At 45.9% G+C, this 23,160-nt stretch carries 24 protein-coding genes; 18 read left to right on the forward strand and 6 right to left on the reverse strand.

The genetic code is table 11. The features are described from left to right. Nucleotides 1-83: 83 nt before the first annotated feature. From nrfD to JUB15_RS05705, 14 genes are all read left to right on the forward strand, one after another. Nucleotides 84-1,538, forward strand: coding sequence for an NrfD/PsrC family molybdoenzyme membrane anchor subunit (gene nrfD / locus JUB15_RS05640; RefSeq protein ID WP_207511355.1), 1,455 nt, complete (start codon nucleotides 84-86; stop codon nucleotides 1,536-1,538). A 66-nt stretch (nucleotides 1,539-1,604) separates the two neighbouring features. After that, nucleotides 1,605-2,201, forward strand: a complete 597-nt coding sequence (locus JUB15_RS05645; RefSeq protein ID WP_205508226.1) for a DUF3341 domain-containing protein — start codon at nucleotides 1,605-1,607, stop codon at nucleotides 2,199-2,201. A gap of 17 nt (nucleotides 2,202-2,218) precedes the next feature. Further along, a complete protein-coding gene (locus JUB15_RS05650) occupies nucleotides 2,219-2,917 on the forward strand; it encodes a c-type cytochrome (RefSeq protein WP_207511356.1) in 699 nt (232 codons plus the stop codon). Nucleotides 2,918-2,951: 34 nt separating this feature from the next. Continuing rightward, on the forward strand, nucleotides 2,952-4,175 hold the full coding sequence (locus JUB15_RS05655) for a quinol:cytochrome C oxidoreductase (RefSeq protein ID WP_207511357.1): 1,224 nt from the start codon (nucleotides 2,952-2,954) through the stop codon (nucleotides 4,173-4,175). A 72-nt stretch (nucleotides 4,176-4,247) separates the two neighbouring features. Further along, nucleotides 4,248-5,405, forward strand: a complete 1,158-nt coding sequence (locus JUB15_RS05660) for a cytochrome c oxidase subunit II (protein ID WP_207511358.1) — start codon at nucleotides 4,248-4,250, stop codon at nucleotides 5,403-5,405. A 46-nt stretch (nucleotides 5,406-5,451) separates the two neighbouring features. Next, nucleotides 5,452-7,260: a cytochrome c oxidase subunit I gene (locus JUB15_RS05665; RefSeq protein WP_207511359.1), complete on the forward strand. Its 1,809-nt coding sequence runs from the start codon at nucleotides 5,452-5,454 to the stop codon at nucleotides 7,258-7,260. A gap of 86 nt (nucleotides 7,261-7,346) precedes the next feature. Continuing rightward, nucleotides 7,347-8,249 (forward strand): heme o synthase, encoded by a 903-nt coding sequence (gene cyoE / locus JUB15_RS05670; RefSeq protein ID WP_207511360.1) that lies wholly within the window; start codon nucleotides 7,347-7,349, stop codon nucleotides 8,247-8,249. Nucleotides 8,250-8,421: 172 nt separating this feature from the next. Further along, on the forward strand, nucleotides 8,422-8,991 hold the full coding sequence (locus tag JUB15_RS05675) for a cytochrome c oxidase subunit 3 (RefSeq protein WP_207511361.1): 570 nt from the start codon (nucleotides 8,422-8,424) through the stop codon (nucleotides 8,989-8,991). A 30-nt stretch (nucleotides 8,992-9,021) separates the two neighbouring features. Continuing rightward, nucleotides 9,022-9,696, forward strand: a complete 675-nt coding sequence (locus tag JUB15_RS05680) for a cytochrome c oxidase subunit 3 (RefSeq protein ID WP_207511362.1) — start codon at nucleotides 9,022-9,024, stop codon at nucleotides 9,694-9,696. Between the two features lie 65 nt (nucleotides 9,697-9,761). Beyond that, nucleotides 9,762-10,229: a cytochrome C oxidase subunit IV family protein gene (locus tag JUB15_RS05685; RefSeq protein WP_207511363.1), complete on the forward strand. Its 468-nt coding sequence runs from the start codon at nucleotides 9,762-9,764 to the stop codon at nucleotides 10,227-10,229. 148 nt (nucleotides 10,230-10,377) lie between these two features. Next, complete coding sequence (locus JUB15_RS05690) at nucleotides 10,378-11,262, forward strand: SCO family protein (protein WP_369411496.1); 885 nt, start codon at nucleotides 10,378-10,380, stop codon at nucleotides 11,260-11,262. Nucleotides 11,263-11,266: 4 nt separating this feature from the next. Beyond that, complete coding sequence (locus tag JUB15_RS05695) at nucleotides 11,267-11,848, forward strand: DUF420 domain-containing protein (protein ID WP_207511364.1); 582 nt, start codon at nucleotides 11,267-11,269, stop codon at nucleotides 11,846-11,848. A gap of 109 nt (nucleotides 11,849-11,957) precedes the next feature. Further along, entirely contained in the window at nucleotides 11,958-12,422 is a 465-nt protein-coding gene (locus JUB15_RS05700) for a hypothetical protein (RefSeq protein ID WP_207511365.1), read from the forward strand. A gap of 319 nt (nucleotides 12,423-12,741) precedes the next feature. After that, a complete protein-coding gene (locus tag JUB15_RS05705) occupies nucleotides 12,742-13,752 on the forward strand; it encodes a zinc-binding alcohol dehydrogenase family protein (protein ID WP_207511366.1) in 1,011 nt (336 codons plus the stop codon). Nucleotides 13,753-13,889: 137 nt separating this feature from the next. Here the strand turns inward: JUB15_RS05705 and JUB15_RS05710 are convergent, their stop codons facing one another. The 3 genes from JUB15_RS05710 to trmB are packed head-to-tail and all read right to left on the reverse strand — an operon-like array spanning nucleotide 13,890 to nucleotide 15,154. Beyond that, nucleotides 13,890-14,285, reverse strand: coding sequence for an MGMT family protein (locus JUB15_RS05710; protein WP_207511367.1), 396 nt, complete (start codon nucleotides 14,283-14,285; stop codon nucleotides 13,890-13,892). Continuing rightward, a complete protein-coding gene (locus JUB15_RS05715) occupies nucleotides 14,260-14,469 on the reverse strand; it encodes a C1orf53 family protein (protein ID WP_207511368.1) in 210 nt (69 codons plus the stop codon). The genes JUB15_RS05710 and JUB15_RS05715 overlap by 26 nt, the downstream gene beginning before the upstream one ends. Beyond that, nucleotides 14,441-15,154, reverse strand: coding sequence for a tRNA (guanosine(46)-N7)-methyltransferase TrmB (gene trmB / locus JUB15_RS05720; protein WP_207511369.1), 714 nt, complete (start codon nucleotides 15,152-15,154; stop codon nucleotides 14,441-14,443). The genes JUB15_RS05715 and trmB overlap by 29 nt, the downstream gene beginning before the upstream one ends. Before the next feature lie 600 nt (nucleotides 15,155-15,754). On the opposite strand from trmB, the gene JUB15_RS05725 reads away from it, so the two are divergent. Together JUB15_RS05725 and JUB15_RS05730 are read left to right on the forward strand one after the other, a co-directional pair. Next, entirely contained in the window at nucleotides 15,755-16,225 is a 471-nt protein-coding gene (locus JUB15_RS05725; RefSeq protein WP_205508249.1) for an Lrp/AsnC ligand binding domain-containing protein, read from the forward strand. Nucleotides 16,226-16,310: 85 nt separating this feature from the next. Continuing rightward, nucleotides 16,311-16,724, forward strand: coding sequence for a hypothetical protein (locus JUB15_RS05730; protein ID WP_207511370.1), 414 nt, complete (start codon nucleotides 16,311-16,313; stop codon nucleotides 16,722-16,724). Nucleotides 16,725-16,858: 134 nt separating this feature from the next. Here the strand turns inward: JUB15_RS05730 and JUB15_RS05735 are convergent, their stop codons facing one another. The 3 genes from JUB15_RS05735 to JUB15_RS05745 all read right to left on the reverse strand — a co-directional run bounded on the left by JUB15_RS05735 (nucleotide 16,859) and on the right by JUB15_RS05745 (nucleotide 20,022). After that, a complete protein-coding gene (locus tag JUB15_RS05735) occupies nucleotides 16,859-17,956 on the reverse strand; it encodes an ABC transporter permease (protein WP_207511371.1) in 1,098 nt (365 codons plus the stop codon). 75 nt (nucleotides 17,957-18,031) lie between these two features. Then, nucleotides 18,032-19,183 (reverse strand): glycosyltransferase, encoded by a 1,152-nt coding sequence (locus JUB15_RS05740; RefSeq protein ID WP_207511372.1) that lies wholly within the window; start codon nucleotides 19,181-19,183, stop codon nucleotides 18,032-18,034. Nucleotides 19,184-19,206: 23 nt separating this feature from the next. After that, nucleotides 19,207-20,022, reverse strand: a complete 816-nt coding sequence (locus JUB15_RS05745) for an alpha/beta fold hydrolase (RefSeq protein WP_207511373.1) — start codon at nucleotides 20,020-20,022, stop codon at nucleotides 19,207-19,209. A gap of 796 nt (nucleotides 20,023-20,818) precedes the next feature. Between JUB15_RS05745 and JUB15_RS05750 the strand changes: the two genes are divergently transcribed. Next, entirely contained in the window at nucleotides 20,819-21,259 is a 441-nt protein-coding gene (locus JUB15_RS05750) for a MarR family winged helix-turn-helix transcriptional regulator (RefSeq protein ID WP_207511374.1), read from the forward strand. Between the two features lie 87 nt (nucleotides 21,260-21,346). Continuing rightward, a complete protein-coding gene (locus JUB15_RS05755; RefSeq protein ID WP_207511375.1) occupies nucleotides 21,347-23,143 on the forward strand; it encodes an acyl-CoA dehydrogenase FadE in 1,797 nt (598 codons plus the stop codon). The last annotated feature ends 17 nt before the right edge of the window (nucleotides 23,144-23,160 follow it).

Raw genomic sequence — 23,160 nt, forward strand, 5'->3', positions numbered from 1 at the left:
GACCAGTCACCACTTACATAAAAATTTCTCGGCTAACATTTTTCCCGCCGAAGGCGGGAAGGAAATAGCTAAAAGCATATAACATGGCATTATTAAGATACGAATCGCAAGTAAGACCTCCGCTGGTAGAAAATGAGAAGACTTATCACCAGGTAACGGAAGATATTGTGCGTCCTATTGAAGCAAACCCAACCCGCCTTTGGTGGATCGGTTTTCTTATCTCAGTTGGTTTGTTACTTTTTGGTGTGTATTCAATTTACCGGGAGGTAACCTATGGGGTAGGTCAGTGGAACCTCAATAAAACGATAGGCTGGGGCTGGGACATCACCAACTTCGTATGGTGGGTGGGTATCGGTCACGCCGGTACACTGATCTCAGCGATCCTGTTGCTGTTCCGCCAGGGATGGAGAACGGGTGTGAACCGCGCTGCTGAAGCCATGACCATCTTTGCGGTAATGTGCGCCGGTCAGTTCCCGATCTGGCACATGGGTCGCGTATGGATGGCCTTCTTCGTACTGCCTTATGCCAATACCCGCGGTCCGTTATGGGTAAACTTTAACTCGCCGCTCTTGTGGGACGTATTCGCGATCTCTACATATTTCACCGTATCATTGTTGTTCTGGTACTCTGGTCTTATCCCTGACCTCGCTACCGTACGTGACCGCGCCCGTTTGAAATGGCGGAAATTTATGTATGGTTTCCTGTCGTTCGGCTGGACCGGTTCTACCAAACACTGGCAACGCCATGAAAGCTTGTCGTTGGTACTGGCCGGTATGAGTACCCCGCTGGTATTATCAGTGCACACGGTGGTATCTTTCGACTTCGCTACTTCAGTTATACCAGGCTGGCACACCACCATCTTCCCGCCTTACTTCGTTGCGGGTGCCATCTTCTCGGGTTTCGCGATGGTGCAAACGCTGCTGTTGATCAGCCGTAAAGTGCTGAACCTGGAAGAATATATTACCATCGAGCACATCGAGGTAATGAACAAAGTAATTGTATTGACCGGTTCAATTGTAGGTGTTGCCTACTTAACCGAGCTGTTCATATCATGGTATGGTCAAAACCCCAATGAAGGCTGGGCATTCGCTCAAAACAGGTTGAACCTGTTCAGCCCCTACGGTTGGAGTTACTGGCTGATGATGGGTTGTAACGTGATCTCGCCACAGATCTTCTGGTTCCGCAAATTGCGCCGCAACCTGGTCGTTACCTTCTTCATGTCGGTGATCGTAAACATTGGTATGTGGTTCGAGCGTTTTGTGATCATTGTTACCTCTATCTACCGCGACTACCTGCCCAGTAGCTGGAGTACTTACTACACGCCCACCATCTGGGAAATTGGTTTCTATCTTGGTACGTTCGGTTTGTTCTTCACCTGCTACTTCCTGTTCTCTAAATTCTTCCCCGTAATTGCGGTGGCTGAGATCAAGCACATCCTGAAGAAATCAGGTGAAAGCTACAAGAAGAACATGTACCATATTGAAAAGGAAAGTGCTGAACAATTATATAATGATGTACACCACGATCATCATCATTAATAATTAAGATAGAAAGGAATTATAGAATCACAGAAATTCAGAAATAAGAACTATCAAAATCTTTATATGGCTGTTAAAAAATTTGTTGTCGGTTGTTTTGATGATGAGGGGCCGTTATTTGATGCCGTTAAAAAAGTACGCAAATCAGGTTATAAACTGCATGATGTGTATACCCCCTTTCCCATTCACGGCTTAGACAAAGCCATGGGATTACGGGATACCAGCCTGCATACAGCCGGATTCTTATACGCAATTTTTGGTACTACCTCCATGTTGTCGTTCATGACATGGGTATTTACCGCAGATTTTCCGTTGAACGTTGGTGGCAAGCCGCATTTCGCCTTACCGGCGTGGATCCCCATCACTTTCGAGTTCACTGTATTGTGCTCCTGTGTGGGTATGGTGATCACTTTCATGTACCTGTGCCAGTTAGCACCTTTTGTAAAAAAGCATCACTTCCACCTGCGTGCTACCGATGATAAGTTTGTAATGGTTATTGAATTAACCAGTAAGACAAACGAAAGTGAAGTTAGTTCATTCCTCACCGGTCTTGGCGCCACAGAAGTGAATGTACAGAATGCCGAAACCGGCTGGTGGTTAGGTAGATACGATAAAGAACAAAAATTGTTTGTTGAAGGTCAAAGCGAAACTGTTTCTGCATAATATCTGAATACTTTAAGATGAAAAAATTATCAATTATTTCTGTTTTAGTGATGTCTGTGATAGTTTGGAGTTGCAGTGACGTACGTAGAAGTCCGGGCAAAACGTATATGCCTGATATGGGTTACAGCCGGGCGTTGGAAACATATGCTCCTTATGATACACTCGCAAAGCAGGGTATTAAATATAACCGCCTGCCGGTAGCTGGTACTATCAAACGCAATGAGTTGCTGCCTTTCCCGCTGACCGCCGACAAAGCCGGCGATACTGCCAACTACATAGCAGCTATGCAGATCGCTAATCCCTTGCCTGCATTGAATGCAGTTCAGATGAAAGAAGCAGAACGTTTATATCTTGTTAACTGCGGTATTTGCCATGGTACTGCGCTCGACGGTAATGGGCCCCTGTACAATGGAGGCAATGGACCGTACGCAGCCGCTCCTGCCAAACTGGTTGGCCAGGCCAAATACGAGAATATGCCTGAAGGGCAAATGATGTATTCTGTTACTTATGGTAGAGGACAGATGGGAAGTTATGCTTCTCAGCTGAGCACCACACAACGCTGGATGATCATTCACTATGTGAAATCTAAACAGGGTGGTGGCAAACAGCAACCCGCAGCTAAGGCAGCACCTGCCGATTCAGCAGCCGCTGTAAAGGATCCGGGTACTGGCCCCGGCACAGGCCCTCAATCAACTGCAGATACAACTAAAAAATAACTGACACGAACACAGAACATATAAATTACTGATAATGGCTATTAAAGAAGTTTTCGCCATCCCCGCACGATACAGAACCTGGTCTTTGGCTTTGATGGGAGTCGGCATTTTATCTGTTATCATCGGTTTTTTCTTATATGGAACCGGTGAGCATCCGGCAAGATTTTGGGCTACCATGTTACAGAACAGCGTTTTCTTTTTGCTGGTAACCAACGCTGCCATGTTTTTCCTTTGCGCCACTACCCTGGCTATGGGCGGCTGGCAACTGACTTTCGGACGCGTTACAGAAGCCATTTCTGTTGCAGTTATTCCCTTAGGTATAATAGCCTTTATAGTATTAATATGCCTGGTGACCGTTGACCCCCATATTTATCACTGGCTGCACCCGCACGGTGACAAGATACTGGAAGGCAAATCAGCCTTTTTGAATAAAGGATTTTACATCACCTGGACCCTGCTCACCATTGGTTTGTGGATTGTGCTGGGTTACAAAATGCGCCAGTTATCACGTGAAACTGATAATGCGCCCCTGGGCGATCCCGAAGCTGGCCGCAGATACATCTTTAAAAATACCGTTTGGGCTGCCATCTTCATCGTATGGTTTGCATTGACAGTAATGTCCGTTACCCCCTGGTTCTGGTTAATGAGTATCGATGCACACTGGTATTCTACCATGTACAGCTGGTACACTTTCGCCAGTACGTTCGTAAGCGGTATGTCGCTGATCACCCTGTTCGTGGTGTTCCTGAAAAATCAGGGTTACCTCGAGTATGCCAACGAAGAGCATATCCATGACCTGGGTAAGTTCATGTTTGCCTTCTCTATCTTCTGGACATACCTGTGGTTTGCACAGTACATGCTTATCTGGTATGCAAACATTCCTGAAGAAACTGTTTACTTCAAATCACGTGTAACCAGCAAAAACCACAGCGGTCCGTACACTGGCCTCTACTGGTTGATGTTCTGTATAAACTTCCTGGCTCCTATATTGATATTAATGCGCCGGGGATCTAAAAGAAACTATACTACGGTTACGTTTATGGCAATCCTGATCATATTCGGTCACTGGTTGGATTTCTATCAAATGATCCATGCCAGCCTGTTCCCTGATCATGTTACCCTTAACCTGTTTGACTTTGGTGTGGCTGCCGGGTTTGTAGGTTTGATAATGTATGCAGTAGCAAACGCGTTAACAAAAGCGCCTTTGGTGCCCAAAAACCATCCGTTCATCAAAGAAAGTATTATCCATCATACCTAACAGGCAACTCGGGTATGATACTAAATAAAACAACGAACTTAGTTTCGATAGTATAAAAATTATTGAAAGATCATGACAACTACCGGATTATTTTTGTTAGCTATTCTGGCGCTTGGGTTTCTGATTACATTTCAGATAGCCAAGGCGAGTGAGTATGTCTCTGTATTAAAAGGAGAAAAAAAGTCCTTCGAACAAAATAACAAGATCAATGGATTCCTGATGGTAGTGTTCCTGGTGCTGGGTCTGATCGGGGTATGGTGGTGCAACAAAGCGTTGTATCATAAAACATTGATGCCCTACCCATCAGCTTCCGAGCACGGTGAGAACATCGATACCATGCTGAAGATTACATTGCTCATTACCGGTATTGTGTTTTTCATTACGCAGATCTTATTGTTCTGGTTCGCTTATAAATACCAGTATAGCGATAAAAGAAGAGCATTCTATTATCCCCACAACAACAAACTCGAAGTTTTGTGGACAACCGTTCCTGCTATTGCACTGTGTACCCTGGTAGGTTTTGGTTTGTATTACTGGTTCAAAATAACCGGCGATGCGCCTGCTAACGCTATGCAGGTGGAAATTACCGGTCGTCAGTTCGGATGGATCTATCGCTACCCGGGCAAAGACAATGTATTTGGAAAGAAATATTTCCGGATGATCGATGAGGCTGATGGCAACATGCTGGGTCTTTTATGGAAGGATTCTACCATGCAAACACCCAATGGTGTTCAGAACCTGAAAGCCGACCCCACCGGTTTTGATGATATCATTCAAACATCGGCTATGTACCTGATCAAGGATCAGCCGGTGAAACTGATCATCAATTCACGCGATGTGATCCATGACGTGGGTCTGCCTCACTTCCGGATGAAAATGGATGCCGTTCCCGGTACGCCAACTACAATGTGGTTTACGCCTAAGTACACTACAGAGGAAATGAAAAAAATTACCAATAATCCCAATTTTGAATATGAAATTGCCTGCGATCAGATGTGTGGTAACGGTCACTATTCAATGAAGGGGCTTATTAAAGTAGTAACCCGCGATGAGTTTGTTTTATGGCGGGCCAAACAACAACCTGGTTACAAAGCGCCCACAAAAGCGGGTGACCCTGCCCTCAATGCACCTGGTGCGCAACCTGCACCTGCTGCACAGCCGGCAGACACTACAGCAGCAGGCGCTGGTGTGGTAGTACCCAAAGGAAATTTGGTAGCAGCACACAAATAGGTCAAATTCCGAAACAGATTAATTACGACTTACAAAAAAAGATACAATGAGCCACGGTCACGCAGAAGTAATAACAACGCATGAAGTGCATCACGATGAGCATGGCGCGCATCATCACCATCAGTCGTTCATAACAAAATATATATTCAGCCAGGATCACAAGATCATTGCAAAGCAATTTCTGATCACTGGTATGATCTGGGCGATCATCGGTGGTTTGATGTCGGTGCTGTTCCGCTTGCAATTAGGATATCCCGACCAGACTTTCCCCTGGCTGGAAGATATTCTGGGTAATTGGGCAAGAGGTGGTAAGATCACCCCTGAAAGTTATTATGCCCTGGTTACCATGCACGGTACCATCCTGGTGTTCTTCGTATTAACGGGTGGTTTGAGCGGTACTTTCGCCAACTTCCTCATTCCCCTGCAGTGCGGCGCCCGTGATATGGCTTCTCCCATGATGAACATGCTGTCGTACTGGTTCTTCTTCGGCGGTAGCATCGTCATGTTATCTTCCCTGTTCATTCAAACCGGTCCGTTCAGCGGTGGTTGGACTGCCTATCCGCCATTGAGCGCCCTGGGTGATGCTTCACCCGGTTCCAAAACCGGTATGGACCTGTGGATCACGGCTATGGCCATGTTCGTGGTATCTTCATTACTCGGTGGTTTGAACTATGTTTCTACCGTATTGAACCTGCGTACCAAAGGTATGAGCATGACCCGTTTGCCTTTGACCATCTGGGCCCTGTTCTTTACCGCGGTGTTAGGTATCTTATCTTTTCCTGTATTATTATCAGGTTTTATCCTGTTGCTGTTCGATCGTCACGCCGGCACCAGCTTCTACCTGTCAGATATTTATATTGCCGCTACCAACCAGGCATTACCTAATGAGGGCGGTAGCGCTATCCTGTACCAGCACTTGTTCTGGTTCCTGGGTCACCCCGAGGTGTACATCATCCTGTTGCCTGCGATGGGTATGGCCTCTGAGATCTTATCAGTTAACGCGCGCAAACCGATCTTTGGTTATATGGCCATGGTGGGCTCCCTGTTCGCCATCACCATTCTTGCCTTCCTGGTTTGGGCGCACCACATGTTCGTAACCGGTTTGAACCCGTTCCTGGGCTCTGTATTCGTACTGCTGACCCTGCTGATCGCGGTACCTTCCGCCATCAAAGTGTTCAACTGGTTAACTACCATCTGGAAATCAAATATCAAGTTTACCCCGGGTATGCTGTTCGCGTTAGGTTTCGTGAGCCTGTTCATCTCTGGTGGTTTAACTGGTATCTTCCTCGGTAACTCAACACTGGATATTCACCTGCACGATACCTATTTCGTGATCGCGCACTTTCACATAGTAATGGGTGTGTCGGCCTTCTTCGGAATGTTCGCCGGTATTTACCACTGGTTCCCCAAAATGTATGGCCGTTTCATGAACAACACCATGGCCTACATCCACTTCTGGGGTACCCTGATCGGCGCTTACCTGATCTTCTGGCCAATGCACTACGAAGGTCTGGCTGGTATGCCCCGCCGTTACCTCGATTACAGCAACTGGTCATCATTCAACCAGTTCGGTGAGCTGAACAAGTTCATCTCTACGGTGGCAATGATCGTGTTCGCGTTGCAGTTGCTGTTCGTGTTCAACTTCTTCTACTCAATCTGGAAAGGTAGAAAAGTGACCACCCTGAATCCTTGGGATGCTACCACCCTGGAGTGGACTACACCAATTCACCCCGGCCACGGTAACTGGGAAGGTGAAATACCTGAAGTTCATCGCTGGGCTTATGACTACAGTAAGGATGGACGCGATTTCATTCCGCAAACCGAGCCGATCGGTCCGAATGAATCCAAGCACTAAAGCGTGCTATGGACGGACAGTGGTTTTGAATATCCGTTATTGACCATTGACCAGTCACCATTGACCACTTAAATTATTAACAATAGATGCAGCAGATAACCGTGAAGCAACAGAGTTCTTTAAATATCGCCGGTAAGGTAAAGGATTATATGATGCTGATTAAGTTCAGCCTCAGCTTCATGGTCGTGTTCTCTGCTGTTATCAGTTACCTGCTGGCGCCGAAAATCGTAGAATACGACTGGCTGCACATCTGCCTGTTATTTATAGGCGGCCTGCTGGTTACCGGCAGTGCCAATGCCGTAAACCAGATCGTGGAGAAAGATACCGATGCCATGATGATGCGCACTTCCAAACGACCTGTGGCCGCCGGAAGAATGCAACCGGCTGAAGCCTGGGCATTTGCCGTTATCGCCGTTGCCGCCGGACTATTCATCCTGGGTTATTTCTTTAACTGGCTTTCTGCCGGGCTGGCCCTCTTCAGCTGGTTTGTGTATGCTTATATGTATACGCCGTTAAAGAAAGTAAGCGCAGTATCAGTACTGTTAGGTGCTGTACCAGGTGCTTTGCCCTGTTTAATTGGCTGGGCAGCAGGCCAGGATGAGTTAAGTGCAGGCGGTTGGGTGCTCTTTGCCATCCAGTTTTTCTGGCAATTCCCGCACTTCTGGGCAATAGCCTGGATTGCGCACAAAGATTACTCGAATGCCGGCTTTAAGCTGATGCCGTCTGTTGAAGGGCCCACAAAGTATTCGGCCATTCAATCGATCATTTACTCACTGGTATTGATACCGGTTGGTACATTGCCTTACCTGGTTGGTATGAGCGGCATGATCAGCTTCTGGATCGTATTGGCAGCTAACCTGCTGATGCTTTGGCAAAGTATCCGGTTGTATCGCGAAATGGAGAAAAAAGCGGCCCGCCGGGTAATGTTCACCAGCTATATTTATCTGCCGGTGGTTTTACTGGCGCTGTTGGCAGATAAACTGGGATAGTTCTTAAGTTATTTGGTTATTAAGTTAATAAGTTAGAACAGGCGAGTTGAAGGCAGGAGGTGAGCGAAATGTAGTGAAGCACGAAGCAGGAGCGTTTGCCGTTTCACGTCTGCCGTTTGCCGGTCTGCGATTGCCGATTAACAATGACGAAACATAAAATTAAAAAACCGTGATGACCGAAGCAGTGAGTACGCAACGAAAAAAAATACATCCCCACAAGTTCACATTGTGGATAGGCATAGGCAGCATCATCATGATGTTTGCCGGTTTAACCAGTGCCTATATCGTAAAAGGTAGCATGGCAGGTTTCACCACCGTGCAAATGCCGCAGATCTTTTATTATTCAACAGCTGTAATGTTGATCAGCAGCTTTACCATGCAATGGGCACTGAAATCGTTCAAAGAACGCGGTATGCAACAATATCGCCGCCTGTTAACGGTGACCATGATCCTGGGATTGGCCTTTATCTGCATGCAGCTGATTGGGTTTTCGCAGTTGTGGGAAGCGGGCACCAAAATGAAAGGATCAACCGGCGCAGGCCAGTTCTTATATGTTATTTTCGGCTTGCACGCGGTGCACGTGTTGGGTGGCATCATTGCATTGATCGTGATGTTCATCAAAGCATTCAGCGCGCGCATCAGGAATTACAATTCAATACCGGTAGAAGTAATGAGCACCTACTGGCATTTTGTTGACCTGTTATGGGTTTATTTGTTTGTGTTCTTTTTGTTTAAATTATAATTGCAGAACTACTAATATTAAAATAGCAACATGGCACAAGTAGCAACGGCTAATCAAAGCATGTGGTCAGGAGGAAAGAGCCCATTTAAAGTGGAGTATGGAAAGCTGATGATGTGGTATTTTTTGATGAGTGATGCTTTTACTTTTGGCGCATTCTTGATTTCGTACGGTACCATCCGGTTTTCAGCCAACTCATGGCCCGACCCCAACCACGTGTTCAGGTCTTTCCCGATCATTGGCGAAATGAATATTCCGCTGGCTTTCGTAAGCTTGATGACCTTTATTCTGATCATGAGTTCGGTAACCATGGTACTGGCTGTAGGCGCTGGCCATGAAATGGATAGAAAAGGCGTATTGAAATGGTTAGGCTGGACGATCCTCGGTGGTGCTGCTTTCCTGGGCTGTCAGGCATGGGAGTGGACGCACCTCTATCACCAGGGCGCCTGGTGGGGTTCTAATCCGTTCGTGAACATCGACGGTACACAAGCTTCTACCAACTTTACCAACTTCTTCTTTACCATCACCGGTTTCCACGGTTTCCACGTATTGTCTGGCGTAGTGATAAACATCATTATGTTCATCATGACCTGGAAAGGGGTGTTCGACAGAAGAGGCCACTACCTGATGATCGAAAAGGCCGGTTTGTACTGGCACTTCGTTGACCTGGTATGGGTATTCGTATTCACCTGTTTTTACCTGTTCTAGTTGATCGACTCAACTGCAGGACCGACATTGTAGATAGATTATTGATTTATATATAAATTGTGATTATGGCAAACGCACATTCAGCAGAACATCATCATGCTCACGACGAGCAGCATACTTTCGACAGAAAAGCCATCTGGAGAACCTTTCGCATACTTCTGTACATTACTATATTCGAGCTGATCCTGGCTATCGGATATTATTCAATGACTTTCTCAAATCCTGAGCTGGTAAAGTATTTACTGAATGGCGTATTTATCATACTTACACTGGCTAAGGCATTTTTCATCATTGCTGAGTTCATGCACTTACGTCATGAGATCAGGAATATGATCCTGACGATCTCTATTCCTGCCCTGCTGTTCATCTGGTTCATTACCGCCTTTTTGTGGGATGGAAATTCATACAAAAACCTGCGTAATACCTACGACAGGCATTATTTGGATCACAGCAAAGAGAAAGCGCCTGCACCTAAACCACACGGCCATGGTGAAGAGCATAAAGAAGCCCAGGAGCCTGGCAAATTGCATTAATCGACCTTACTGCTAAATGTGATATAAAAAAGAACCATCCCGGCGAGCCGGGATGGTTCTTTGCTTTTTGCAAACCGGTTAATTGACAGGGTGTTATAAACCATCAGGCAAGACGGTTTGAGAAGCCTCAGATGGAAAATACATAAATGTGTTATATTCAAATAAAAAGCTGCATGGCATTGCATCGTGCGGTAACTTTGCGCAGCAAAAGAAAAAGATCGTGAGTCAGAAAGCATTATTAGCCCTGTGTATAGCAATAATATTACCACTCCTCAGCTACTTTATTGTAAAAGGAGTAAGCCGCGACGCCATTCATATGCCGCCGCGGTATTACCCCGATGAGGTAATTGAAACGGTTAAGAACGGAAAAAAAGTAAGCGATACCATCTGGCACCAGGTGGCAGATATCAAATTGACAAACCAGTTGGGGCAATCCGTATCATTACACGACCTGCGAGGTAAGATCGTGGTAGCCGACTACTTTTTCACCCATTGTCCTTCCATTTGTCCCTTTCTTACAAAAAATATGAAGGGCCTGCAAGACGCCCTGAAAATGAAGGATGTTACCAAAAGAGTAGACACTTCATTCGTTCATTTTGTATCGTTCAGCGTGGATCCTGAACGGGATTCAGTAGCTGCACTGAAAAGATATGCCGATCATTTTGGCGTAAACCCTGATGTATGGTGGATGCTCACGGGTCCCAAAAAAGCCATCTACGACTTTGCGCTGAACGAGGTAAAGCTCGGTCTGCAGGATGGAGAAGGGGTTGATTCAAATTTTATTCATACCTCAAAATTTGTGGTGCTTGATAGAAAAGGCATTGTGAGAGGTTATTACGATGGACTGGATACAGCTGCCTTATCACGGCTTGCAGAAGATATCACCCTGCTGATGCTGGAAAAAGACAAGACCGAATCTTCGCCGGTTTTGGCGCAGTTAAAAGGCCTGTGGCCTATTTATATTGCCGTGATTGTGGCTGTAGTATTGTTTGTATGGATCACCCGAAGACCTGCAAAAGAACCCAAATTATAATAGTATGCTTCCTCCTGTTCTGGCAAAAAACGATAAACAGGCCAACTGGCTGATCCTCGTATTTTCATTTGTGGTATTTGCTGCTGTGGTGCTGTTGAGCCGCATCAAGCTCGAAGTTGACCTGGGTTTCGATGTGCATGTGTTTGCGAAACTGAATGCGATCATCAATTCGCTCGTAAGCCTGTTGTTACTGGCGGGCTTAGTGGTGGTAAGGCAGAGAAAATACCTGCTGCATAAGCGCATTATGGTCTCAGCGTTGGTATTATCGGTTATTTTCCTGGTGTCCTACATCTGCCATCACTTACTGGCTGGTGATACCAGGTTTGGTGATATTGACCAGAATGGTGTGGTAACCGAAGCAGAAAAAGCATTGACCGGTGGTAAAAGAACGTTCTATTATATCATTCTTGGCACCCATATTCCTTTAGCGGGTATTATTCTTCCTTTCATATTATATACTGCTTACAGAGCGTTAACAGGCGAGTGGACGAAACACGTTAAACTGGCCCGTATTACCTGGCCGGTTTGGTTATATGTTTCAGTAACCGGCGTGCTGGTGTATTTGATGATCAGTCCTTACTATTAATGAACGGATTGTACCGGCAACCTGTTACTGAACCAGCAGCAGGCTGCATCCGTATTAGCCATTCACCATTCACCATTGACCATTGACCATTCACTATTGACCATTCACCATGCAAAACGCCTTTACTACCTTAAGGATCATTCATATTGCCTTACTCAGTGGAATGCTTGCATTTAATATCGTTTCACTGATCATGGTAAGCGAAGGGTTTCCTGCTTTTGACGAATCGGAGCAAAGGACCCTGCAGGCCGTTTGTATTTTGCTGTCGACGGTGTGCCTCGTAGCGGGTTTTCAGATCTTCAAGAAAAAGATGCTGGCGGCAAGGAACAGTCCTGAACCAGGAGAGAAAAGGATGGCCTTATACCGCACTGCCTGTATTTTGTGGTGGGCAATGATAGAAGCGCCAGGTATAATGGCGGGCATCGGTTTTATACTGACCAGCAATTATGCATTTTTTGCGTTGGCCGTCTTTCATTTGTTGATCATGCTGATCTTCACGCCGCGCAAGGCGAATATTATTGTGTTGCTGAATCTTAATAGTGAAGAGGTGACTATGTTGGAAGGGAGGCGTTGACATTAAGTTTCTTAGTTATTCAGTTCATAAGTTATTCAGTTCATAAGTTGAAAAGGAAGAGTTGGAAGGTGTGGGAGTGGGGAAGCAGGATGTAAGAAATTGGCCATAAAGAGCAGTGACGCACGGAATATCAGCGTTTTCCGTTTCCCGTCTGCCGATTTATCCGCGGCCTTGCGAAGACGGATTGACGATTGACGATTGATGATTGACGATTGCCCCCGCCTTCGCTTACGCTTCGGACGGGCAAGGATTGACGGTTCACGGTTGACTATTCACCATTGACCATTCACAACATTGACTACGATAAGAAATTCGAAATATGAAGCAATTAGTTTGTATCACGCCGGGCCAGTTGGAATATCAAAATGGCCAGCAACCCGTTGTAAAGGAAAATCAATCGCTGCTTAAAATAAAACGTATAGGTATTTGCGGCACCGATCTGCACGCGTATGAAGGTACCCAGCCGTTCTTCAATTATCCCCGCATCCTGGGGCATGAACTGGCCGCAGAATATGTATCGGGCGATGCACCCGGCTTTACGCCCGGCGAAGCCGTTACCATCATTCCCTATTTTAACTGCGGAAAATGTATTGCCTGCCGCAGTGGTAAACCCAATTGCTGCACCAGCATCAATGTATGCGGTGTGCATGTTGATGGCGGCATGCGTGAATACCTGGTAGTTCCATCTTACTCTTTATTGCATGGCGACGGATTGAGCTTTGATGAACTGGCGCTGGTAGAACCATTGGCCATCGGCGCCCATGGTGTACGCCGCGCAGGTGTACAACCTGGTGAATTTGTACTGGTGATCGGGGCCGGACCGATCGGTCTGGGTATAATGGAATTTGCCCGCATCGCCGGTGGACAGGTAATTGCCATGGATATTAATGAGCAACGTCTGAATTTCTGCCGTGAAAAACTGCAGGTAGCCCATACTATCAATGCCGCTGCAGATGATGTGATGAAACGTTTGCAGGAGATCACCAGTAACGACATGCCAACCGTAGTCATTGATGCCACCGGAAGTTTAAAAGCCATTAACAATGCTTTTCAGTATATGGCGCATGGCGCCCGCTATGTGCTGGTCGGATTGCAAAAGAACGAGATCAGCTTTTCACATCCTGAATTTCATAAGCGCGAAGCCACATTGATGAGCAGCCGGAATGCCACAAAAGAAGATTTTGACCTGGTGATCCAGAGCATGAAGAAGGGATTGGTAAATCCTGCCACTTATATTACCCACCGCGTATTGTTCGACAATGTAAAAAATGAATTTGCCAGCTGGCTGAAACCGGAGACGGGCGTTATTAAGGCGATGGTCGAGTTATAGGTAATGGCAAAAAGGCTAATTAGTAAATGTGAAAATGGAGCGTTTGTAATTTGTGGTTTGTGGTTTGTGGTTTGTAGTTTGCCGTTTCACGATTGTCGACTGATGATTGACGATTGACGACTGCCGTTTCCCAATTATCACAATTCCGTCGACGGATCCCAGAACAGTTTCTTAAAATCGACAACGACATCGTTTTTAACCTTCACGCCTTCTTTCTTCAACTGCGCTTCCATTTTCGAAGGCGGGTTAAAATGATGTTTGCCGGTGAGCATGCCATTACGGTTAACTACGCGGTGGGCGGGCACTTTGGGTTTGGCCGCATCAGCCGCATGCATGGCCCAGCCTACCATCCGTGCCGATAGTTTGGTGCCGAGGCAGGAAGCAATGGCCCCATAAGAAGTAACGCGTCCTTTCGGGATCTGCCGGGCCACTTCAAACACCAGTTCAAAGAACGAATGGTCTTTCTGGCCCGAAGGATTTACGGTGGTGAGCTTTTCCCTGGCAGGTTTACTGTTTTTTTTGCGAGGTGCCATCTTGTTTATGTTGATTGAGCAACTGGGTTTTACGCGGCTCAGGAACATTTACATATTCAAACGGGCAGTGCCGGCATCCATTTCCGCAGCAATAGCCTCTTTCGAGGTGATATTCGGCTGTAAGCACAATGTATCCCTGTTCGTTATAATAGAAATCAACTCCTTCGGTCAGCTTCTTCTTCAAGCAATAAAAGTTTTAAAGCACTTTCTTTATCGGGCAACGGCGTTGCCGGCAGCACGAACTGTAAATAATGCACTCTGTTGCTTTGCGCAATGTCGAGGCTTTCGTAATGCGTTTTTATTTGCAATACTTCGCTTACCGGTCCTTCGGCATATACGTCATCAATATCCTGGATCAGCGGCAGATCATACAGGTCGATCACCCATTTGGTGAACCGGTACAGGCTCGGCGAATCGGTTTTCAGGTGTACATAACCACCCGGCTTCATTATTTGTTGATACAGGCGCAGGAATTTGGGGTGGGTGAGTCTTTTCCGGGCTTTAGAGGTCCTTAGCTGCGGATCCGGGAACGTAAGCCAGATCTCCGATACTTCACCAGGTTCGAAATAAGTGCCGATACGATCGATCTGGGTGCGCAGGAAGCCAACATTGCTCAGGTTTTCCTGCAGGGCTTTTTTGGCGCCTACCCAAATGCGGTTCCCTTTCAGGTCAACACCCAGAAAATTGCGTTGAGGGAACAGCCGGCCCAAACCTACGGCGTACTCTCCTTTGCCACAGGCCAGTTCGAGCGTGATGGGATTGTTGTTATGGAAAAAGTTTTTCCAGTTGCCCGGCATATTTTCGGGGTACTGCAGCACATTGGAGAACGTGCTTACTTCTGCAAAGCGTTGTAATTTTTTCTGACCCATGAAGCGGCAAAAATAGGCGAGAAAAATGAATGGAAAAAAGGCGGCAACAGAAGTTGATCAGAAAGCCATTTAAACTAAAATGCCGCCTCTGTATTGGCTGTCAATACAAAGACGGCATTTGAAGCTGTAGAGGGAGGATTCGAACCTCCACGGGGCAGTTAGCCATGGCGCAATTCTGTGGTGGTCAACCCCAGTCGGCTTAATTGCTTAAACCGGCATTACACCACGTTTATCCCGAACTCCCCACCCCCGAGACAAGAGGGCATGTCTGCCAAAGTTCCATCACTCCACAAGATAAAACGTGTAAAAAAAAAGCTGCTGTAGGAGGAGGATTCGAACCTCCACGGGGTTGTTAGCCACGCTAAAAGCGCAATTTGTCCTTCCTGGCGAACCAGTACTCCCCACCCTCGAGACAAGAGGGCATGTCTGCCAAAGTTCCATCACCCCACAGTATATTTCGCTGTTTAAAGAACTATTTCATAGCAATATTAAAGAAATTGCCAGTATTGTTGTAAATTATTCAAGAAAAATTTTGAAAGTTTCGACAATATATAAATATTTGCACACTTAGTTGAAATTTGTAAAAAAACGATTGCAAAAATGGCAGCTAAATTGAATTTGGATAAACTGGACCTGCAGATAATCCACGAGATGATGGACAATGCAGAAATCTCCTATGCAGATCTGGGTAAGAAGCTTTTTGTTTCCGGTGGTACTATCCATGTACGCATAAAAAAATTGCAGGAAGCGGGTATTGTCAAAGGTACAAAATTAAATGTGGACCTTAAAGCGCTCGGATATGATGTCATTGCATTTATTGGCATATATCTTGAGAAAAGCTCCCTGTACGATTCAGTAGCCAAAGAACTGCAGCGCATCCCCGAAATTGTACGATTAAATTACACCACAGGAAATTACAGCATGTTTGCTGAAATAGTTTGTAAAGACATTAATCAATTACGCTTTGTGTTGCACGATGAGTTACAGAAGATAAAAGGAATTGAACGCACCGAAACGTTTATTTCCCTTGAAGAAAGCTTCAGCCGTAATGTTCAGGTCTTTACCCAGTAGCCACTATCTTTAGCGGTACCTGTATACCAACCATTTGCCTGTAGCGTTAGTAAAATGTATTTTTTATCAAATATCTATACCTCTTATGAAAAAAATTATCCTGTTTGGTTTGGCCTCCGTACTCGCGCTTACGGTAACAGTTGGTTGTAAAAAGAAAAAAGATGGTGGAAATGACAGATGTGGAGAATCAGAAATAAAAGTAATAACTATTCCTGCTAACGGAACTATAGATCCTCCAGCCCCCGGTACTTCCTTTCCTTTAGTCGTAAATATCGAAGCCATGCCAGGCACAGGCGCTTCCATAACAGTTACTGCCAGAACGGAAGGTGGCAGTTCAACCACTTATTTTACGACAACACTCGAGAATGCGTTATCTTCTAACAATTTTACGATCACGAATACTCCGGCAGGTACAAGCTGCGTGGTAGATGTTACAGTAACATCCAAAACCTGCAATACCAATCAGTGGAAAGGCAGCTACCGTTATTCGGCAAAATAAAAACAGTTACCGGTTACCGGGTACCTGTTGCCGGGAATTACAGTTGCAGTGCAAACCGCAGTCGTACAAAGCTTACAACTGTAGCGAGCCAAGCGAAAAGGGTTCGGAAACTGGTACCCGGTAACTGGCAGGTTTTATTCCTTCACCTGCAAGGCATCCCGCAAGCCATTACCGAGCATATTGAATGCAAGTACCAGTAACATGATGGCAAATCCGGGCGCAAGGGCCAGCATAGGATTATGCGTAATAATAAAATTGTAGTTTTCCTTGATCATTAATCCCCAGCTTGGCTGCGGGGGTTGAACGCCAACGCCCAAAAAGCTTAAACCCGCTTCGATCACAATTGCCGACGCAAAATTAGAAGCTGCTACTACCATAACCGGCCCCATTACATTGGGCAGCACATGGCGTATAATGATGCGGGTATGTGAAAAACCCAGTGCTTTGGCCGCTTCCACATATTCCAGCTCACGCACACTTAAGACCTGGCCGCGAATGATGCGCGCCACACTCACCCACATGGTGAGGCCGATGGCTACAAACACCTGCCAAAAACCTTTGCCCAATATTAATGTGATGGCAAAAACAAGCAGGAGGGTAGGTATGCTCCAGATCACATTGATGAACCACATAATGGCATCATCGGTCCGGCCCCTGAAATAACCTGCCAGCGCACCCAGTAACACACCTATACTCAATGAAATAAGTACGGTTACCAAACCAACGCCCAGACTTACCCGAACGCCTACCAGCAGCCGGCTTAAAATATCACGGCCGTACTTATCGGTTCCCAGCCGGAACTTTTTGCTGATGACTTTGAACGTACCGGAATCTGTCCCTTCCTGCCAGCGGGTTCTGGAAACAGGGAAGGCCACCCTTTCGGTAATACCTTCGTCGATGTATTGCTGAATGATGATACTATCCTTTTGTTGTTGATAGCTTTGAATGGGGATGTACTGGTATTTGTCTTCCTCACCAAAGAAAAGCCGCTCAAAAAAAGAGGCAGCGCCAATTTTTCTTTCCCGGGGTAATTGAAGGAATAACTGCCTATAGCCAGGTTGCTGACCGCCTATTTCCACCACCATTCTGTTGGCATTGGGCGAACCATCGGGCGCCAGCAGGTAAGCAAATACAGCTACCAGTATAGCCAGAACGATAATAGTAATACCGATCAGTGCGCCTTTGTTTCGTTTAAGTCGCCGCCAGGTTGTTCTTGTGGTGGCAGAATTCATATTGTTACATGTTACAGGTTGCAGGTTACAAGTTTCAAAAGCTCCCTGTAACATGAAGCTTGTAACCTGTAACGGTTATTTTTTTATGCGTCTTCCCTTCCAGTCATAATGCCCGAATTTGCCCAGCCAGCCTGCAATGATCGTATAACCAATATGCAGGGGTTGTAAAAAAGGAAAGTACTTCATTAACTTTTGCTGACCAAAAAAGATGGCGACCGAATTTACAAACGGGAATTCGATCAACACTTTGGCCAGTAACAGCAGCAGCACCAGAAACCCCCAGATGCTTTTCCAGAAGGCTGCAATGGCGCCCACCAGAAAACATACATTCAACAGGTATACGAGCAGTAATACCCAGAAGATGCGTTTATCGTCATACTTGTCGGCTTTGCTGGCCCAGCGAATGCGCTGGTGAAAGAACTGCTTCCAACTGGCAGCCGGCTCCGTAGTGACGATGGCGTGGCGGTTCTTCAGGTAGTAGACCTTATCCGGATATTGTTTGAAGATCTTATGCATTAACAGCATATCGTCGCCGGAAGCAATGGCATCTATGTCGTTAAAGCCGTTTACTTCATAAAATGCCGCTTTCTCATAAGCGAGGTTGGCGCCATTGCACATACTGTGGAACCGCTTGTATACCGATGCGGCTGTGATGCCCTGCAGCGTTAGAAAATCCAGGCTTTGAAAAACAGATAATAAAGAAGACTGGTTATAAAAGGTTACGGGAGCTGCTATGAATTTGGCTTCATGGCTTTGGTAGAACGCTGCAATGGTTTGCAGCCAGCGGGGATCAAAACGGCAATCTGCATCGGTGGTTACGATCAATTGTCCGGCTGCAGCATGAATGCCGGTCTCGATGGCCTTTTTCTTATAAGAAGCTATCACCCTATTTTCCTCAATGTGATCCTGTAATTGAAGCGATTTAAGCGGAAGGTCTGCAAAGCTATGCTCCTGTAATAATGTCCAGGTACTATCGGTGGAATGATCGTCGATAATAATCACTTCGTATAATGATTTGGGATATTGCTGATCCTGTAAGGACTGTAACAACTGGGGAATGTTCTTTTCCTCGTTGCGGGCTGCAATGATGACCGAGATGAGAACTGATGCCTCCTTTTCTGATAAAGCAAATTGCGGCAGCTTATTCCATGCACTATGATAATAGGCTATCAGTACTGCATATACCACCATTAGCAAAAAGAACAGGAAGAAGAAAAGCGGCATCATTCAATTGGATTTGGAAATAGATTTTACGATTGAATTAGTTGTATTATCTGATCAGCATGTTTTTCCTGTAACACCTGGTGGCCGGTCTGAATTAAATGCAACGTACAGAAAGATTCAATACCCTTTCGAAATTTTTCTCCCCGTTCGTGCCTGATGATGCGGTCATATTGCCCATACAATAAACGAACGGGCAGCCGGTGTGCATGAATTAGTTTTTTTATCAATGTCAGCTGGGGTTTAATAGCGCGCATGCCCGTCCAGCGTTCATATAACAACCTGCGCACGGTGATATCATGAATATAGTAGCGCGTAAACTTTAGCACACTTTGATTGATCAATTGTAACCGGTTGCCGGCCTGTAACAGCGAAAAGAACCAGGCGGGATGTTTCATGGTATAGGCAAACAGGCGGTTGCCGATATAGGTTTGTGTGGCCAGCCAGTACCAGAAATTTACTTTCAATCCATCGGGAGCCAGTAATACCAGTTTTTCAATTTTTGTGGGAACAAGCTGCAGCAGTTGCAATGCAACCCGTCCGCCCATGCTATAACCAAGCAGGGTTAGGCGGGTGTTTGCCGTACTGTGTTTCGCATGTAATGCTTCCGTAATAGCCAACAGATCATTTGTAGAAAATTGAAACCCCTCCTGCCATCGGGTTTCTCCATGGAAGGGCAGGTCAACAGCGATCACGGTGTACGCAGGGGGCAGTGCTTTTTCCAATACCCCGAACGATTCTTTGGATTCACCATAACCATGCAGGCAAAAGATTATTTTTTGCCCGCTGCCAAACCAGCAGTAATGTATTTGCGATGAGCGGTATGGTAGAAAGGCCTTTTGCATGCGGCTCCAAATTGGCTACAAGATAATTATTAACCAACACATTGGTTTATGAAAGAAAGGGCCGGTACAGGCATGATTATCGTATAGACAGGATGGATATACAAAACGAAGCGTCATCCGCGACAGAAATGACACAAGGCGCTTGTGAGCGGCGTTATACCAACAAGCAGTTGCACCGCCTTTGTTCCGGTGAAGCGTTTCTAATGGCATTACCTGTTTGCCCACCTATGAGACAAACGACACCTATTCACGGGAGCAAGATGGATCAATTAGCGGGAATGAAAATTTGCCCCGAAGAATGAACTCGTTTTTACGGAATAAAAACTTTTTACGGTACAGGCGATATGTATTTCATGAACTAAGAAGTTCTTTCGCGAAGAATGTTCCTGTTTTCGTGAAACAATACCGGTTTTCATAAGAAAAGGTCTCGTTTTCACGAAAAAGGTATGGATTTGCACGAAAAGTTGGTTGAATTGCACGAAAAAGATGTGGAATTGCATGCAAACAGCCATGTTTTCGTGAAAAAAGGGTGGAATTGCATAAAAAATGACCTTGTTTTCGTGAAAATGGTGGGGTAATTCATGAAAAATGCGCTGATTTTCGCGAAGAATTCATCCTAACTCTTTGGTCCTCAACAACCCTCATCTTCCGAACACAGTTTTTCAATGTTTTTACAAGGGGGTTACTGTCTGTAACAGGACTTTCCCATAAGTCGTTTCGGACAAAAAATTACCCGCGCAAAACTTGTCAAAATCGCCGGAAAATCCTAGATTTGGATAGTTGTATAAACAACTATATGTCAAACAACCAATTCAAGAGAGGCGAATTATACAGTTTTATCACAGGAAAGGCATCGACAGCCATAGCCCGGCGTTTGCAAAAAAAGTTCAATGCGGCCAATCTTAATTTAACTATTGAACAATGGAGCGTGTTATATCATTTGTGGAAACAGGATGGTATCAGCCAGCAGGAATTATGCAACGCTTCGTTTCGCGATAAACCCAGTATTACGCGGCTGGTCGACAACCTGGAGAAACTGCAGCTGGTGAAACGGGTATCGTCAGAATCGGACCGCAGAATGAACCTGATCTATTTGACCAAACAAGCGCTCAAGCTGCAGGACCAAACCATGGAACTGGCCAACGAAACGCTGAATGAAGCCCTGGAAGGAGTGTCGCCCGATCGCATAGATGTGTGCCGCGAAGTTTTGCAGATCGTGTACGATAATCTGAAATAAGTTATAAGTTCTATGTTCTAAGTAATACGATTCACGATTCGCCAAATAACGATTGCAACAATATTTACCCAACATAAACACAGTTATATGAGCACCACCACACAACAAAATAATATACTCAAAGGTGGCGAATGGCTGATAAAAGAAAGCTCTCCCTTTGAGACCTTCATCCCTGAAGATTTTTCCGAAGAACAACAGATGGTAAAAGACATGTGCGCTTCGTTCCTCGACGCAGAAGTGTTACCTATTCTCGAACGCATCGATAAACTGGAACCCGGCCTCATGCCCTCGCTGGTAACAAAAGCCGGTGAACAGGGATTGCTGGGCGCGTCCATTCCCGAACAATATGGTGGCTTGGGTAAAGATTTTATCACTTCTAACCTGGTAAGTGAAGCACTGGGGGGTGGTTTTTCTTTTTCGGTAGCCGTTTCTGCCCATATGGGTATCGGTACATTGCCAATTCTGTATTTCGGCAATGAACAGCAAAAAGCGAAATACATTCCCAAACTGGCTACCGGTGAATGGAAAGGCGCATACGGCCTAACGGAACCGAACAGTGGCAGTGATGCGCTGGGCGCCAAAACAACGGCAAAACTCAGTGACGATGGAAAATATTATCTCCTGAACGGACAAAAATGCTGGATCACCAACGGGGGATTTGCCGATGTATACACTGTATTCGCAAAAATCGACGGCGATAAATTTTCTGCTTTTATCGTGGAAAGAGGATTCGAAGGCTTTACCCAGGGAGCAGAAGAACATAAAATGGGCATCAAGGGCTCTTCTACCGTTCAGCTCTATTTCCAGGATTGTAAAGTGCCCATTGAGAACCTGCTGGGCGAAGTTGGCAGAGGCCATGTGATTGCCTTTAATATCCTGAACATCGGCCGCCTGAAATTAGCGGCGGCCGCGTTGGGCGGCGCCAAACGGGCAACGTCTACCACTATTCAATACGCTAATACCCGCGAACAATTTAAAACAGCCATTGCTTCCTTTGGGGCTATTAAAAATAAACTGGCCGAAATGGCCATCTCAATGTGGGTATGCGAAAGCGCCCTGTATCGCACGGCCAAATGGATCGACGATAAGGAGCATGAATTGCTGTCGGCCGGTAAACCATTCAGTGAAGCCGTGTTGGGCGGTGCTGAAGAGTATGCCATTGAATGTGCGATGTTGAAAGTATTTGGCAGCGAAATGCTCGACCTGATAGTAGATGAAGGCGTACAAATCCATGGGGGTAATGGTTACAGCGATGAGTACGTGATCTCCAAAGCCTATCGCGACAGCCGCATTAACAGGATCTATGAAGGTACTAACGAGATCAACCGCCTGCTGACCGTTGATATGGTGTTGAAACGCGCCATGAAAGGCCGTCTTGACCTCATGACCGCTGCCATGAACGTGCAGAAAGAATTAATGAGCATTCCTGATTTTGGCAGTGGTGACGATGAAGAAGCATTCGCCAAAGAGAAAAAACTGATCGCCAATTTTAAAAAGGCCATTTTGTTAACAGCCGGTGCTGCGGTACAAAAGCTGATGATGAAGATCGAGCAGGAACAGGAGATCCTGATGCATATTGCCGATATGGCCATTCAAACCTTCGTGGCTGAAAGCGCCCTGTTACGGGTAATGAAACTGGCTGAACGCAAAGGCGAAGCCGCTGTTGCCTACGAACTGGATATAACCAGGACCTGGTTATACGATGCCGCCGACATCATTAACAAACACGGTAAAGACGCTATTAACGCCTTCGCCGATGGCGATGAACAACGGATGATGTTACTCGGTTTAAAACGCTTTACAAAGGTTGAACCTTTTAACAGCAAGGAAGCCAAACGCCGCATTGCTGCAAAGCTCATTGGCGATAACAGGTATCCGCTTTAGCAGAGATACAAGGCACA

Source organism: Longitalea luteola, assembly GCF_017356035.1.
GTDB lineage: Bacteria > Bacteroidota > Bacteroidia > Chitinophagales > Chitinophagaceae > Niastella > Niastella luteola.